Source organism: Stenotrophomonas sp. C-A (genome assembly GCF_054030835.1).
The window spans coordinates 807,103-820,934 of sequence record NZ_CM132916.1; the positions used below are offsets into that span (position 1 = coordinate 807,103).

12 protein-coding genes and 5 tRNA genes are annotated in these 13,832 nt (G+C 64.0%); 16 read left to right on the forward strand and 1 reads right to left on the reverse strand.

The window, feature by feature from the left end:
* Nucleotide 1: 1 nt before the first annotated feature.
* From ACW5IY_RS03650 to ychF, 5 genes are all read left to right on the forward strand, one after another.
* Nucleotides 2-78, forward strand: a tRNA-Gln gene (locus ACW5IY_RS03650).
* Between the two features lie 140 nt (nucleotides 79-218).
* A complete protein-coding gene (locus tag ACW5IY_RS03655; protein WP_005415400.1) occupies nucleotides 219-1,178 on the forward strand; it encodes a ribose-phosphate diphosphokinase in 960 nt (319 codons plus the stop codon).
* Nucleotides 1,179-1,288: 110 nt separating this feature from the next.
* Nucleotides 1,289-1,906, forward strand: coding sequence for a 50S ribosomal protein L25/general stress protein Ctc (locus ACW5IY_RS03660; RefSeq protein ID WP_014036085.1), 618 nt, complete (start codon nucleotides 1,289-1,291; stop codon nucleotides 1,904-1,906).
* 48 nt (nucleotides 1,907-1,954) lie between these two features.
* Nucleotides 1,955-2,533, forward strand: coding sequence for an aminoacyl-tRNA hydrolase (gene pth / locus ACW5IY_RS03665; protein ID WP_008268208.1), 579 nt, complete (start codon nucleotides 1,955-1,957; stop codon nucleotides 2,531-2,533).
* Between the two features lie 100 nt (nucleotides 2,534-2,633).
* Nucleotides 2,634-3,725: a redox-regulated ATPase YchF gene (gene ychF / locus ACW5IY_RS03670; RefSeq protein WP_049432727.1), complete on the forward strand. Its 1,092-nt coding sequence runs from the start codon at nucleotides 2,634-2,636 to the stop codon at nucleotides 3,723-3,725.
* A gap of 541 nt (nucleotides 3,726-4,266) precedes the next feature.
* Here the strand turns inward: ychF and ACW5IY_RS03675 are convergent.
* Nucleotides 4,267-7,023 carry a TonB-dependent receptor plug domain-containing protein gene (locus ACW5IY_RS03675; RefSeq protein WP_049435115.1) on the reverse strand — a complete coding sequence of 919 codons (2,757 nt, stop codon included), beginning with the start codon at nucleotides 7,021-7,023 and terminating at the stop codon, nucleotides 4,267-4,269.
* 170 nt (nucleotides 7,024-7,193) lie between these two features.
* Here ACW5IY_RS03675 and ACW5IY_RS03680 point away from each other — a divergent pair, with 170 nt between their 5' ends.
* From ACW5IY_RS03680 to rplA, 11 genes are all read left to right on the forward strand, one after another.
* Nucleotides 7,194-8,213 carry a cyanophycinase gene (locus ACW5IY_RS03680; RefSeq protein ID WP_457326997.1) on the forward strand — a complete coding sequence of 340 codons (1,020 nt, stop codon included), beginning with the start codon at nucleotides 7,194-7,196 and terminating at the stop codon, nucleotides 8,211-8,213.
* A gap of 138 nt (nucleotides 8,214-8,351) precedes the next feature.
* Complete coding sequence (locus ACW5IY_RS03685; RefSeq protein WP_049435116.1) at nucleotides 8,352-9,368, forward strand: isoaspartyl peptidase/L-asparaginase family protein; 1,017 nt, start codon at nucleotides 8,352-8,354, stop codon at nucleotides 9,366-9,368.
* Nucleotides 9,369-9,505: 137 nt separating this feature from the next.
* Nucleotides 9,506-9,591, forward strand: a tRNA-Tyr gene (locus tag ACW5IY_RS03690).
* Between the two features lie 24 nt (nucleotides 9,592-9,615).
* Nucleotides 9,616-9,689, forward strand: a tRNA-Gly gene (locus ACW5IY_RS03695).
* A gap of 49 nt (nucleotides 9,690-9,738) precedes the next feature.
* Nucleotides 9,739-9,814 (forward strand) — tRNA-Thr (locus ACW5IY_RS03700).
* Between the two features lie 41 nt (nucleotides 9,815-9,855).
* The gene (gene tuf, locus ACW5IY_RS03705; RefSeq protein WP_004154360.1) at nucleotides 9,856-11,046 is read left to right on the forward strand and encodes an elongation factor Tu; all 1,191 of its coding nucleotides are present in this window, start codon (nucleotides 9,856-9,858) and stop codon (nucleotides 11,044-11,046) included.
* A 103-nt stretch (nucleotides 11,047-11,149) separates the two neighbouring features.
* A tRNA-Trp gene (locus ACW5IY_RS03710) sits at nucleotides 11,150-11,225 on the forward strand.
* Between the two features lie 49 nt (nucleotides 11,226-11,274).
* Nucleotides 11,275-11,688: a preprotein translocase subunit SecE gene (gene secE / locus ACW5IY_RS03715; protein WP_010480389.1), complete on the forward strand. Its 414-nt coding sequence runs from the start codon at nucleotides 11,275-11,277 to the stop codon at nucleotides 11,686-11,688.
* A gap of 10 nt (nucleotides 11,689-11,698) precedes the next feature.
* Complete coding sequence (gene nusG, locus ACW5IY_RS03720; protein ID WP_004154362.1) at nucleotides 11,699-12,259, forward strand: transcription termination/antitermination protein NusG; 561 nt, start codon at nucleotides 11,699-11,701, stop codon at nucleotides 12,257-12,259.
* A 298-nt stretch (nucleotides 12,260-12,557) separates the two neighbouring features.
* On the forward strand, nucleotides 12,558-12,986 hold the full coding sequence (gene rplK / locus ACW5IY_RS03725) for a 50S ribosomal protein L11 (protein WP_004145248.1): 429 nt from the start codon (nucleotides 12,558-12,560) through the stop codon (nucleotides 12,984-12,986).
* Nucleotides 12,987-12,990: 4 nt separating this feature from the next.
* Entirely contained in the window at nucleotides 12,991-13,689 is a 699-nt protein-coding gene (gene rplA / locus ACW5IY_RS03730; protein ID WP_004154350.1) for a 50S ribosomal protein L1, read from the forward strand.
* The last annotated feature ends 143 nt before the right edge of the window (nucleotides 13,690-13,832 follow it).

Here is a 13,832-nt window from a genome sequence, read left to right on the forward strand (position 1 = left end):
CAGGGGCGTCGCCAAGAGGCCCAAGGCACCAGGTTTTGATCCTGGCATTCGTAGGTTCGAATCCTACCGCCCCTGCCAATAGCGGCTGTGTCCGCGCCTTCCAGCGCATCGCCTGCGCGGGACGTGGAAACAACCGCGGTGTTGTCAGCAGCAAGGGTCCATCAGGGTCCTTGCCGACTCCGGATCCCCGCCACTCGTCCCCGCCCGAGACAATCATGATGCAAGAGTCCCCGAACCTGCTGGTCTTTTCCGGCAACGCCAACAAACGTCTGGCGCAGAACATCTGCAAGGAACTGGGGGTTCGCCCGGGCAAGGCGCTGGTTTCGCACTTCTCCGATGGTGAAGTGCAGGTGGAAATCGAAGAGAACGTCCGCAAGCAGGACGTGTTCGTGATCCAGCCGACCTGTGCGCCGAGCGCGGAAAACCTGATGGAACTGCTGGTGCTGATCGACGCGCTCAAGCGCGCATCGGTGGCCAGCGTGACCGCCGTGGTGCCGTACTTCGGCTACTCGCGCCAGGATCGCCGCATGCGTTCCTCGCGCGTGCCGATCACCGCCAAGCTGGCGGCGAAGATGTTCAGCACCGCTGGCGCTGATCGCGTGCTGACCGTCGACCTGCACGCCGACCAGATCCAGGGCTTCTTCGATATTCCGGTGGACAACGTGTATGCGTCCCCGCTGCTGCTGGCCGACATCTGGCGCGCCTACGGCACCGAGAACCTGATCGTTGTGTCGCCGGACGTGGGTGGTGTGGTCCGCGCCCGTGCGGTGGCCAAGCGCCTGGATGACGCCGACCTGGCGATCATCGACAAGCGCCGCCCGCGCGCCAACGTCTCCACCGTGATGAACATCATCGGTGACGTCGAAGGCAAGACCTGCGTGATGGTCGATGACATCGTCGATACCGCCGGCACCCTGTGCGCCGCTGCCGCTGCCCTGAAGGCGCGCGGTGCGCTCAAGGTCGCCGCCTACTGCACCCACGCGGTGCTGTCGGGCCCGGCGGTGGACAACATCACCAATTCCCAGCTCGACGAGCTGGTGGTGACCGACACCATCCCGCTGAAGGACGCCGCGCGGGTGTGCAGCAAGATCCGCCAGCTGAGCGTGGCGGAAATGCTGGCCGAAACGATGCGCCGCATCGCCTTCGGCGAGTCGGTCAGCTCGCTGTACGTCGACTGAGTTTTTCGTCCCTGCCGGCAACGGCGGGGACATACCCCGGGTGCTTCTGGTCGCGGAAGCATCTTCAACCGCCAGGCCGCAAGGCAGGGCAACAACCTGAGTAGTCGAAAATGTCGAAGACCCATGAAATCAAGGTCACCAAGCGTGAACTGCAGCGTAAGGGTGCGAGCCGCCGCCTGCGTCACGCTGGTGTGATCCCGGCCATCGTGTACGGCGGCAACGCCGAGCCGGTCGCCATCAGCCTGGACCACAACGAAATCTGGCTGGCCCAGCAGAACGAGTGGTTCTATGCCTCGATCCTGGACCTGAACCTGGACGGCCAGGTGCAGAAGGTCCTGCTGCGTGACATGCAGCGCCACCCGTACAAGCAGCTGATCATGCACCTGGACTTCCAGCGCGTGAACGAGAACGAAGCCCTGACCGCTTCGGTCCCGCTGCACTTCATCAACGAAGACACCTCGCCGGCCGGCAAGGCTGCCGACGTCGTGGTCACCCACGAACTGAAGGAAGTGACCATCACCTGCCTGCCGAAGGACCTGCCGGAGTCGATCGAAGTCGACCTGGGCGAGCTGAAGGCCGGTGACGTGGTGTACCTGTCCAACATCAAGCTGCCGAAGGGCGTGGAAATCCCGGCCCTGGCGCTGGGCAAGGACCACGACGACGCCATCGTCACCGCCAAGGCCGGCAAGGCCGACGCGGCTGACGAAGAAGCGGCTGCCGCCGAGTAATACCGCTACGGTGCCTGCCTCCGGGCAGGCACCGTATTGGAAGGAACCATGGCAGGACTGCGACTGATCGTCGGTCTGGGCAACCCCGGATCGGAACACGCCCGGACCCGGCACAATGCCGGGTTTCATTTCGTTGAGGCCTTGGCTGAAAAAGCCGGTGCACGATGGAATGTGGACAGCAAGCTGTTCGGCGAGACCGCCAAGGTCGAGATCGCCGGGCAGACGGTGTGGCTGCTCAAGCCCGCCACCTTCATGAACCTCAGCGGCAAGTCGGTCACCGCCGCGCAGCGGTTCTGGAAGATCGAACCGGAAGAGACCCTGCTGGCCCATGACGAACTGGACCTGGCGCCCGGTGTGGCGCGGCTTAAGTTCGACGGTGGCCACGGTGGCCAGAACGGCCTGCGTGACACCATCCGCCTGCTCGGTCACGGCAAGTTCCATCGCCTGCGCGTGGGCATCGGCCATCCCGGCCACAAGGACCGGGTGGTGGGTTGGGTGCTTGGCCGCCCGTCCAAGGACGACGACGTGCTGATCGCGCGTGCCATCGACGATGCGATCGACGTGATGCCGCTGGCGGTACAGGGCGATTTCAGCGAAGCGATGAAGCGGCTGCACACCCCGAAATAAACGGTAGGTACCGACCGTTGGTCGGTACGGAGAATGATTGGAAAAGCAGCGCCCATGCCGCTGCTTTCCCAATCACTTTCACCCCAGAGAGCTGTCACCCATGGGTATCAAATGCGGCATCGTCGGCCTGCCCAACGTCGGCAAGTCGACCCTGTTCAATGCGCTGACCAAGGCGGGTATCGCCGCGGCGAACTTCCCGTTCTGCACCATCGAACCGAACGTCGGCATCGTGCCGGTGCCGGATCCGCGCTTGGGCGAACTGGCAGGCATCATCAACCCGCAGAAGGTCATTCCGACCGCGGTCGAGTTCGTCGACATCGCCGGCCTGGTGGCCGGTGCTGCCAGCGGTGAAGGCCTGGGTAACAAGTTCCTGGCGCACATCCGCGAAGTCGATGCGATCACCCACGTGGTGCGCTGCTTTGAGCACGGCGACATCGTGCACGTGGCCGGCAAGGTCGACCCGATCTCGGACATCGAAACCATCGACACCGAGCTGGCGCTGGCCGACCTGGACAGCGTCGAGAAGGCGCTGAACCGTGCCGAGCGCGCGGCCAAGGGCGGTGACAAGGACGCAGCGGCGCGCAAGCCGGTGCTGGCCAAGCTGCAGGCCGCGCTGTCCGACGGCAAGGCTGGCCGCTCGGTGGGCCTGGACGAGGAAGAGAAGGCGCTGGTCCGCGATCTGTTCCTGCTGACCCTGAAGCCGGTGATGTACATCGCCAACGTGCTGGAAGACGGTTTCGAGAACAACCCGCACCTGGAAGCCGTGCGCGCGCATGCCGCCGCTGAAGGCGCGCAGGTGGTGCCGGTGTCGGCTGCGATCGAAGAAGAGCTGTCCCAGCTCGATGACGAAGACCGCGATACCTTCCTGGCCGACCTCGGCCTGAGCGAGCCGGGCCTGAACCGCGTGATCAACGCCGCCTACAGCCTGCTCGGCCTGCAGACCTACTTCACCGCTGGCGTGAAGGAAGTCCGTGCGTGGACCGTGCGCAAGGGCGCCACCGCCCCGCAGGCCGCCGCGGTCATCCACACCGACTTCGAGAAGGGCTTCATCCGCGCCGAAACCATCGCGTATGACGACTTCATCAAGTACAAGGGCGAAGCCGGCGCCAAGGAAGCCGGCCGCCTGCGCCTGGAAGGCAAGGAGTACCGCGTGCAGGAAGGCGACATCCTGCACTTCCGCTTCAACGTCTGATCCCACCGCGCGTTGATGCTACGCAAACGCCCCGCCCCGAGCGGGGCGTTTGCGTTTCCGGGGTGGATAAAAAAACGCCACGCTGCGAAACGCTTGCGGCGTGATGTTCGCCGGCACTTGTCCACAGCAAACTCCCATCGCTTTCCACGCCTGGTGTGGAAAACCATGCGACGTCCTGTAGAGCCGAGCCCATGCTCGGCTGATGCCAGCCGGAGCCGAGCATGGGCTCGGCTCTACAGGTGCTTGCCCGCGCGACGTGGATAAAATTTCACCACGCTTCGAAACGCCTGTGCTGCAACGCTCGCGCCCACTTTTCCACACCAAGTTCCCATGGCTTTACACGTGCTGTGTGGAAAACAATCGGGGGCGTGGACAAAAAAACACCATGCGTGGAAACACCTGCGGTGCAATGTTCCCACCCACTTGTCCACACCTAGTTCCCATCGCTTTCCACGTGGGGTGTGGAAAACCCGAGCCAGCGCCGCAAACAACAAGGCCCGCCAATGGCGGGCCCCGTCGTCCACGTCCTGCGTAACCGCGCTTACAACGCGCTGCCACCAAACTTGTGGGTGTACTGCAGGTTGATGGTGCGGCCGACGCTGTCGAACCAGGATACGTCGTAGTACGGGTAGGCGGTGTACGTGGCGTCCTTCGGCGGCATCTTGTTGAAGACGTTCACCACTGACAGCGACAGGCGCGCGTGGTCGTCGAAGCGGTACTGCAGCGACGCGTTGTAGCGGTAGGTCGCCTTGATGTACGGGCTGTCACCGCTGTCCCAGTCGAAGGTCTGGGCGTAGCTGTCATAGGTTGGCAGCTTGCCCAGTCGTGAACCGTAGACCGTGGCCGACCACGCAGCCTTCTCCCAGGTCACGCTCAGGCTGGTCTTGGTGCGCGGAATATCGAAACCGCTGTTGACCGCGAACTGATCTTCGACGGGGTCACCGGGGTAGCGCTGGAAATCGTGCTTCTTCACCCAGGTGTGGGTGCCGTTGAGGATGAAATCACCGATGCCGGTCTGCAGGCGGTAGCGCAGGCCGACGTCGATGCCGGAGGTCGATTCGCGGGCGACGTTGATCGGGGCGACGCGCACGCCGTACAGGCGGCCATCACTGGTGCGGGTGATGCGGTCGAGCGCGTCCACGCAGGTCGGCGAGTTGATGTCGGCACTGCCGAGGCGGCAGTTCGCTTCGCTGGCCAGGATCGTGCGCACGTCCATGTCCTGCACCTGCTTGCGCATGTCGATGTCGAACCAGTCCACCGACAGGTCCAGGCCGATCGCCGGCGACCAGACGAAGCCGGCGCTCCACGAGGTGCTGGTTTCCGGGTCGAGCTGGCGGTTGCCGGTGCGGCTGCGGATGATGCTGACGTCTTCGTCGCATTCGGTGCTATTGGCGCGACAGTCGTACAGATCGACTACGTCAGTCTCGTCGTTGCCCGGGCCGGCGAACACGTAGTGCAGGTCCGGTGCGCGGAACGCGGTGCCATACGAACCACGTACCAGCAGGGTGTCGATCGGGCGCCATTCCAGGCCGCCGCTCCACGTAGCCTTGCCGATGGTGTGGCCGGAATAGCGGTACTGGTCGTAGCGGCCTGCCACGCTCAGGTTGAACGTCTCGTGCAGCGGCATGCGCAGTTCGGCCGCCGTGGCCCAGCGGTTGCGCGAACCGTTGCCATCCGAATCCTTCCAGCTGTAGTAGTAGTACTGGGTCGCCAGCGGATCGGGATTCAGCGAATACGCCTGCTGGCCCACTTCCACGGTTGCGGCGAAGCCGGCATCACCGCCCGGCAGACCGAACAGCGCGGAATTGGTCAGCGTGAACGCAGCCGTCTCGGTGCGTGACTTCGGGGTGTAGGTGGTACGTGCTGCGATCGAATCGTACTCGGCGCGGGTCAGCGGCCGGTACAGGCGTGACGGGTCGGCATTGAAAATCGGGAATACGTTGCCTTCGTCATCGGTGTAATCGCCCAGCTGCGGGCCCAGGAACAGATCATTGGCCTTGGCGGCGATGATCTTCGCCCAGCTGATCCGCGACTGGTATTGCGAGTGGCTCAGTGCGGCCTCGTAGTCCCAGTTGCCGGCTAGATTGCCCTTGAAGCCAGTGGTCACGCTGAAGGTCTTCTGCGTGCTGCGCACCATGCCGTTGCGCAGGCCGCCCATTTCCTCCGGCGAAAACTGGCGGTTCCAGGATTCGATCTGTTGATCGGCCTCCGTGCTGGCAATGTTTCTGAAATAGCCCGCTTCATTGCCGTCTGAGCTCATGTAGCCCCAGGACGTCACATCGCGCATCAGCGACATCGTGTGATAGCCCAGCTGCACGTCGGCGAACCACTGCTGCCCGTTGTCGAAGTCGTAGCTGAGCGAAGCGTAGCCGTTGGCGCCGCGGCGCTTGCTGAGGATGGTGCCGTAGCCGATTGACGTATCGCTGCCACAATACCAGCCGGAGCGCGGCCGGTAGGCATGGTAGGTACTGCCCTGGTTCTGCCCGGCCAGTGCTTCGCAGGTCGCTGCGCCTGGGTCCAGGTAGGCGTCGTTGTAGTCCGTGCGCAGATAGGCGCGGCGAGCGGCGCGCGTACGTTCAGTCGGTGCGTCCTGGGTCGAATCCTGGATGTCGCGCTCGTACGCCCACAGCGGGCTCTGCGACTGCAGCTCAACGCTGTACACCGCGTTGAAATTGCCGCGGCTGAAACCGCTGGCCAGGCTCATGTCGAACGAGGCGCCACCGCCTTCGCTGGTGGTGCCCATGCGCATGTCGATGGTGGTGCCGTCGGCCTTCTTCTTCAGGATGAAGTTGACCACGCCGGCGATCGCGTCCGAGCCGTAGATGGCCGAGGCGCTGCCGGTCAGCACTTCGATGCGCTCGATCATCCCCAGCGGGATGTTGGAGACATCGGTGAAGTTGCTGCGGCCCTTGAACGGCATCGGGAAGTCGGCGATGCGGCGGCCATTGACCAGCACCAGCGTGTGGTTCGGGCCCAGGCCGCGCAGGTCCACCTGCTGGGCGCCCGGCGAGAAGTCGGCGCCGCTGGAGGACTGTTGGCTCTGGGTCTCCCCCCCGTTCTGGGTCATCGCGCGCAGCACGTCCGGCACGGTCGTAAAGCCGCTGGAGCGGATCTGCTCGGCGCTGATCACCGTGATCGGGGCGGGGCCTTCCACCTGGGCGCGCGGAATGCGCGAACCGGTGACCTGCACCGCGTCCAGTTGTTGAACCGAAGAGGAAGCCGGTGCCTGGGCCGCCGCGGAAGCAGCCACGCCCATCAACGCCAGCTGGATCGACCACGCCATCGCCTTTCTACGCATGAGGAATTCTCGGAAATGAAGCCGGCCCGCAGAGGAGGGGCCCTGTCCCCCATTCAGATTTCCGGAATGGGCGCGCGCATTTAACGCCTTTTTCATGCCCTTGACTACTGGGTCCCTATCTGGCAAAGAGTGAAAACGCTTGCAAGTCGATTTTGTTCAGGGAGATCAAGATGCGACGCCTCCACCGCCCCCTGCGCGGACCCTTTCTCTGGCTGGCACTGCTGGTCCTGGCCTGGCCGCTGGCGACCGTTGCGCAGGATCTGCAGGGGCCGGGCTTTGCCTATTACGAAGTGGGTGACCTGGAGGCGCCGAGACCCGGCCCGCGCGCACCGGCGATGATGCTGATGGGCGGCGGCGAATGGGTGCCCGAAGCATTCCAGTGGTGGCTGAAGCAGGCCGGCAATGGCCGCGTGCTGATCCTGCGCGCTTCTGGCAGTGACGAACTGCAGGACCGCCTGTATCGCGAGATCGGCGGGGCCACCGCAGTGCAGACGCTGGTGTTCGACAATCGCCGTGGTGCCGATGATCCGGCCGTGCTGCGCGTGGTGGCTGCAGCCGATGCCATCTTCATCGCCGGCGGCGACCAGTCCCGCTACATCCGCTTCTGGAAGGGCACCGTGCTCAACCGCGCGCTCAACGCGCATGTGCGCGCCGGCAAGCCGATTGCCGGCACCAGTGCTGGCCTGGCGATACTCGGTGGCTATGCCTACGGCGCGATGGATGGCGGCAGCATCACCTCTGCCGGTGCGCTGGCCGACCCGATGGGCAGCGCGGTGACCATGGACAGTGGCTTCCTGCAGATGCCCTACCTGCAGCGCGTGGTTACCGATACCCACTTCGACAAGCGCGATCGGCTCGGCCGCCTGATCGTGTTCATAGCGCGCGCCGCCCAGGACAGCGGTGATCCCGACATCGTCGGCATCGGCGTCGACGAAGACACTGCCCTGTGCGTGGAGCCCGATGGCCAGGCACAGGTCTACAGTGCTGACGGCGAGGGCAAGGTCTGGGTGGTCAGCCCCGGCCGCGATGCCGACCGCCTGGTCAAAGGTGAACCGCTGCGCTTCCACGCGGTGCCGGTAACGGTGGTCGCCAGCGGCAGCCGCATGCGCCTGGATGACTTCCAGGCCGAGGCCGACTACCAGGCCATGGCCGACGTCAGCGACGGCGAGATCGAAGTCATCCGCCAGTGACCCGGCGATCCTGTGGCCACGCATGGGATGCTGTAGAGCCGAGCCCACGCTCGGCTGCCTTTCAATCGAGGCATCAGCCGAGCATGGGCTCGGCTCTACGATGATGCCTCCCTTGCCTACCTGCTGGAGACGTACCCGATGAAACTGCGCCTGGCGCTGTCCGCACTGTTGTCCCTGCCCACGCTTGTCCAGGCCGCACCGGCGGCTTCACCGCTGCTGGTCATCCACGGCGGCGCCGGCGTCGAGCGCAAGGACCTGTCGCCGGCTGAGGAAAAGGCCGCACGTGACGCGCTGCGGGCGGCGCTGCTGAAGGGGCATGCCGAACTGGCCGCGGGCCGCCCGGCGCTCGCGGCGGTCACCGCCGCGATCACCGTGCTGGAGGACGATCCCACCTTCAACGCCGGCAAGGGCGCGGTGTTCACCCACGACGGCCACAACGAGCTGGATGCGGCCGTCATGGACGGCGCGAGCCAGGCGGCGGGCGCGGTGGCGGGCGTGCAGCGGGTGCGCAACCCGATCCTGCTGGCGCAGACCGTAATGCAGAAGTCCAGGCACGTGATGATGGTCGGGCAGGGCGCCGAAGCCTTCGCGGTCGAGCAGGGCATTTCTCTGGTCGATCCCTCCTATTTCCGTACGGAAAAGCGCTGGCAGCAGTTGCAGCGTGCACTGAAGGAAGAGGCCGGCGGCCAGGCGCATGCCGATCTGGAGACCGCAAAGCACTTCGGGACCGTCGGTGCAGTCGCATTGGATGTGCAGGGGCACCTGGCCGCCGGTACCTCCACCGGTGGCATGACCAACAAGCGCTATGGGCGCGTGGGTGATTCGCCGATCATCGGCGCCGGTACCTGGGCTGACGCACGATGTGCGGTGTCTGGCACCGGCTGGGGCGAGTACTACATCCGTACTGCCGCCGCGCACGAGATCTGCGCGCGCATGCGTTACCAGGGGCAGAGCCCGGAGCAGGCCGGCAAGGGCGTGATCAACGAGACGATCCCGCAGATGGGCGGCGATGGCGGTGCGATCGTGCTCGGCGCAGACGGAAAAATGGCCACGCCGTTCAACACCCAGGGCATGTATCGGGGCTGGATCGGCGGCGACGGTGTCCCTCATGTCGCAATTTTCGCCAGCGAGACCCTGCCGGTCCCCGGGCAATAACCTTGCGTATCAATGGGTTTGCGACAGCGTGTGAAAAAAGTGGAAAAAAGCGTTGACAGCCCCCCGTCCCATCAGCAGAATAAGCGGCTCACCACCACACACCGCAACGCTTCGGCGGCAACGGAATGGGGTGGTAAGGAGGGATACCCAAGCGGCCAACGGGGGCAGACTGTAAATCTGCTGGCTTACGCCTTCGGTGGTTCGAATCCACCTCCCTCCACCAGTTTCACGTTGTGACATTCCCGGCGCGGGAGTAGTTCAATGGTAGAACCTCAGCCTTCCAAGCTGATGGTGCGGGTTCGATTCCCGTCTCCCGCTCCATTGAATGAACTTTGAATATTATCGAGTTCATGTCATAATGCAAAACTCGGCTCACGTAGCTCAGTCGGTAGAGCACTTCCTTGGTAAGGAAGAGGTCGAAGGTTCGATTCCTTTCGTGAGCACCATCTTAAGCATCACCTCTCAGACGAATTCGAGATAAGCAGCCATGGCCAAGGGTAAGTTCGAGCGCACCAAGCCGCACGTCAACGTCGGCACCATCGGTCACGTCGACCACGGCAAGACCACGCTGACCGCCGCACTGACCAAGATCGGTGCCGAGCGCTTCGGTGGCGAGTTCAAGGACTACTCCTCGATCGACGCCGCTCCGGAAGAAAAGGCTCGTGGTATCACGATCTCGACCGCGCACGTCGAATACGAATCCCCGGTCCGTCACTACGCCCACGTCGATTGCCCGGGCCACGCTGACTACGTCAAGAACATGATCACCGGTGCCGCCCAGATGGACGGCGCGATCCTGGTGTGCTCGGCCGCTGACGGCCCGATGCCGCAGACCCGCGAGCACATCCTGCTGTCGCGTCAGGTCGGCGTGCCGTACATCGTCGTGTTCCTGAACAAGGCCGACATGGTTGACGACGCCGAGCTGCTCGAGCTGGTCGAGATGGAAGTGCGCGAGCTGCTGAGCAAGTACGACTTCCCGGGCGACGACACCCCGATCATCGCCGGTTCGGCCCGTCTGGCGCTGGAAGGCGACCAGAGCGACATCGGCGTGCCGGCCATCCTGAAGCTGGTCGATGCCCTGGACAGCTGGATTCCGGAGCCGGAGCGCGCGATCGACAAGCCGTTCCTGATGCCGGTGGAAGACGTGTTCTCGATCTCGGGCCGCGGCACCGTGGTGACCGGTCGTATCGAGCGCGGCGTGATCAAGGTTGGCGACGAAATCGAAATCGTCGGCATCCGTCCGGTGCAGAAGACCACCGTGACCGGCGTTGAAATGTTCCGCAAGCTGCTGGACCAGGGTCAGGCGGGCGACAACGCTGGCCTGCTGCTGCGCGGCACCAAGCGTGACGACGTCGAGCGTGGCCAGGTCCTGGCCAAGCCGGGTTCGATCAAGCCGCACACCAAGTTCGAAGGCGAAGTCTACGTCCTGTCGAAGGACGAGGGCGGCCGTCACACCCCGTTCTTCAACGGCTACCGTCCGCAGTTCTACTTCCGTACCACCGACATCACCGGCGCAGCTGCTCTGCCGGAAGGCGTCGAAATGGTGATGCCGGGTGACAACGTCAAGATGGTTGTCACCCTGATCAACCCGGTGGCAATGGACGAAGGCCTGCGCTTCGCCATCCGCGAAGGTGGCCGTACCGTCGGCGCCGGCGTGGTCTCGAAGATCATCGAGTAAGCCTGCAGTACCGGTGGTTGCATAGCGCCGCCGGTTACGCGAATGGCGGGCCGGGAACCTCGGTCCGCCTTCGCCGTCTAAGGGAAGGCAAGTTTCAACACGTACGCCAGTAGCTCAATTGGCAGAGCAGCGGTCTCCAAAACCGCAGGTTGGGGGTTCGAGTCCCTCCTGGCGTGCCATCTGCCCACCTTATCCAGCGGCCTGGGCCGCTAAAGCAGACACAGCCGGATGAATAGCAAGATCGAACACTCCAAGGACAACTCCGCCAATGGCGGGGATATCGTCAAGTACGTCGCCGCATCGCTGCTGGTGCTGGCTGGTCTGTTCGTCTGGTTCTGGTTCTCCGCCGACTCCGGTCGCGCCACCCAGCTGGGTGCGTGGGCGGGTCAGCTGCGTGCGTTGGCGGTTGTAGTCGGTCTGGTTGGCGGTATCGGCGTGTTCATGCTGACCGGCAAGGGGCGCGACACCCGCGAATTCCTCTCCGAGTCGCGCTTCGAACTGCGCAAGGTGGTCTGGCCGACGCGCCAGGAAGCCATCCGCATGACCTGGGTCGTGATGGTGGTGGTAACCATTCTCAGCCTGCTGCTGGGTGGGTTCGATTACGTCATTCAGTGGCTGATTCAGCTGTTCCTGAGCCGCTAAGGAGAATTGCATGAAGCGTTGGTACGTCGTTCACGCCTATTCGGGCTTCGAGAAGTCGGTAGCGCAGGCTCTGCGCGATCGCATCGTCCGTGACGGCATGGAAGAGCGCTTCGGCGATGTCCTGGTCCCGACCGAAGAAGTGGTCGAGATGCGCGCTGGCCAGAAGCGCCGCTCCGAACGCAAGTTCTTCCCGGGTTACGTGCTGGTCCAGATCGAGACCCACGAAGAAGCCGGTATTCCGCGCATCGACAACGAAAGCTGGCACCTGGTCAAGGAAACCCCGCGCGTCATGGGCTTCATCGGCGGCACCGCCGACCGTCCGCTGCCGATCGCCGATTCCGAGGCCGAAGCCATCCTGAACCGCGTTCAGGAAGGTGTCGAGAAGCCGCGTCCGAAGGTGCTGTTCGAGCCGGGCCAGATGGTCCGCGTCACCGACGGCCCGTTCAACGATTTCAATGGCGTCGTCGAAGAGGTCAACTACGAGAAGAGCCGTCTGCGCGTCTCGGTGCTGATCTTCGGCCGTGCCACTCCGGTCGAACTCGAGTTCGGCCAGGTCGAAAAGGCCGTCTGACCTGTCCTGTAGAGTCGAGCCATGCTCGACTCCGGGGTCTGGATGGTGTGGTAGTCGAGCATGGCTCGACTCTACAGAGGGAGCCGGGCCTTGCCCGGTTTCTTCCGTTTACGTGCCGCTTCAGGCATGTGAAGAAAAAACCTGATATAGTGCGCGGCTCCCCGCTGGGAAGCCAGCAGGACGAGGCCGCCGAAAGGTGGCCTTCAGCATGATTTCAAAACGCGATGCCGGGACGCGTGATTCCCGGTCCGATGGGGAGCCTGTTGTCGAAAGGCGCTAGCACCCGGAGAGTACTCACATGGCAAAGAAAGTTGTCGGTTACATCAAGCTGCAGGTGAAGGCCGGTCAGGCCAACCCCTCGCCGCCGGTCGGTCCTGCGCTGGGTCAGCGCGGTCTGAACATCATGGAATTCTGCAAGGCGTTCAACGCTGCCACGCAGAAGCTCGAGCCGGGTCTTCCGGTTCCGGTGATCATCACGGCCTACTCGGACCGTACGTTCACCTTCATCACCAAGAGCACCCCGGCCACCACACTGCTGAAGAAGGCCGCTGGCATCTCGTCGGGCTCCAAGCGCCCGAACACCGAGAAGGTCGGCAAGGTCACCCGTAAGCAGCTGGAAGAGATCGCCAAGGCGAAGGAACCGGATCTGACTGCCGCCGATCTGGACGCCGCCGTGCGTACCATCGCTGGCTCTGCCCGTTCCATGGGCCTCGTGGTGGAGGGTTAATAAGATGGCACAGACCAAGCGTGAGAAGGCCATCAAGGCCGCCGTCGTTCCGGGCAAGGCATACGCCTTCGAGGACGCGATCAACATCCTGAAGAGCGCCACCAAGGCCAAGTTCGTCGAGTCGATCGACGTCGCTGTGCGCCTGGGCGTCGATGCGAAGAAGTCCGACCAGCAGGTCCGCGGCTCCACCGTGCTGCCGGCCGGTACCGGCAAGTCGGTCCGCGTCGCCGTGTTCGCTCCGGCCGGTGCCAAGGCTGACGAAGCCCTGGCCGCTGGCGCCGAAGCCGTCGGTATGGATGACCTGGCCGAGAAGATGCAGGCCGGCGATCTGAACTACGACGTCGTCATCGCGACCCCGGACGCCATGCGCGTCGTCGGTAAGCTGGGCACCGTGCTGGGCCCGCGCGGCCTGATGCCGAACCCGAAGGTCGGCACCGTTTCCCCGAACCCGGGTGAAGCCGTGAAGAACGCCAAGTCGGGTCAGGTCCGTTACCGCACCGACAAGGCCGGCATCATCCACTGCACCATCGGCAAGGCCGACTTCGCCGAAGACGCGCTGAAGTCGAACCTGACCGCGCTGCTGCTGGACCTGATCAAGGCCAAGCCGGCCACCTCGAAGGGCACCTACCTGCAGAAGGTTTCGGTCAGCTCGACGATGGGCCCGGGCGTCACCGTCGACCAGTCGTCGCTGACCCTGAAGTAATTGTTTCAAGCGGTCACGGTACCTTCGGTGCCGTGACCGTGACATTTGAAGGCATCGCTGGCAGTGCATCGCCCGCGGTAGCCGTCAAAGACCGCAGGCGCGGTCGTGGTAATACCGGCGACGGGCACGGAAGCTCGATCTGG

Bases quoted from the DNA above. Each gene is read 5' to 3' on its own strand.
- ACW5IY_RS03655 (WP_005415400.1), top strand. From the start codon at position 219: ATGCAAGAGTCCCCGAACCTGCTGGTCTTTTCCGGCAACGCCAACAAA.
- ACW5IY_RS03660 (WP_014036085.1), top strand. From the start codon at position 1,289: ATGTCGAAGACCCATGAAATCAAGGTCACCAAGCGTGAACTGCAGCGT.
- pth (WP_008268208.1), top strand. From the start codon at position 1,955: ATGGCAGGACTGCGACTGATCGTCGGTCTGGGCAACCCCGGATCGGAA.
- ychF (WP_049432727.1), top strand. From the start codon at position 2,634: ATGGGTATCAAATGCGGCATCGTCGGCCTGCCCAACGTCGGCAAGTCG.
- ACW5IY_RS03675 (WP_049435115.1), bottom strand. From the start codon at position 7,023: ATGCGTAGAAAGGCGATGGCGTGGTCGATCCAGCTGGCGTTGATGGGC.
- ACW5IY_RS03680 (WP_457326997.1), top strand. From the start codon at position 7,194: ATGCGACGCCTCCACCGCCCCCTGCGCGGACCCTTTCTCTGGCTGGCA.
- ACW5IY_RS03685 (WP_049435116.1), top strand. From the start codon at position 8,352: ATGAAACTGCGCCTGGCGCTGTCCGCACTGTTGTCCCTGCCCACGCTT.
- tuf (WP_004154360.1), top strand. From the start codon at position 9,856: ATGGCCAAGGGTAAGTTCGAGCGCACCAAGCCGCACGTCAACGTCGGC.
- secE (WP_010480389.1), top strand. From the start codon at position 11,275: ATGAATAGCAAGATCGAACACTCCAAGGACAACTCCGCCAATGGCGGG.
- nusG (WP_004154362.1), top strand. From the start codon at position 11,699: ATGAAGCGTTGGTACGTCGTTCACGCCTATTCGGGCTTCGAGAAGTCG.
- rplK (WP_004145248.1), top strand. From the start codon at position 12,558: ATGGCAAAGAAAGTTGTCGGTTACATCAAGCTGCAGGTGAAGGCCGGT.
- rplA (WP_004154350.1), top strand. From the start codon at position 12,991: ATGGCACAGACCAAGCGTGAGAAGGCCATCAAGGCCGCCGTCGTTCCG.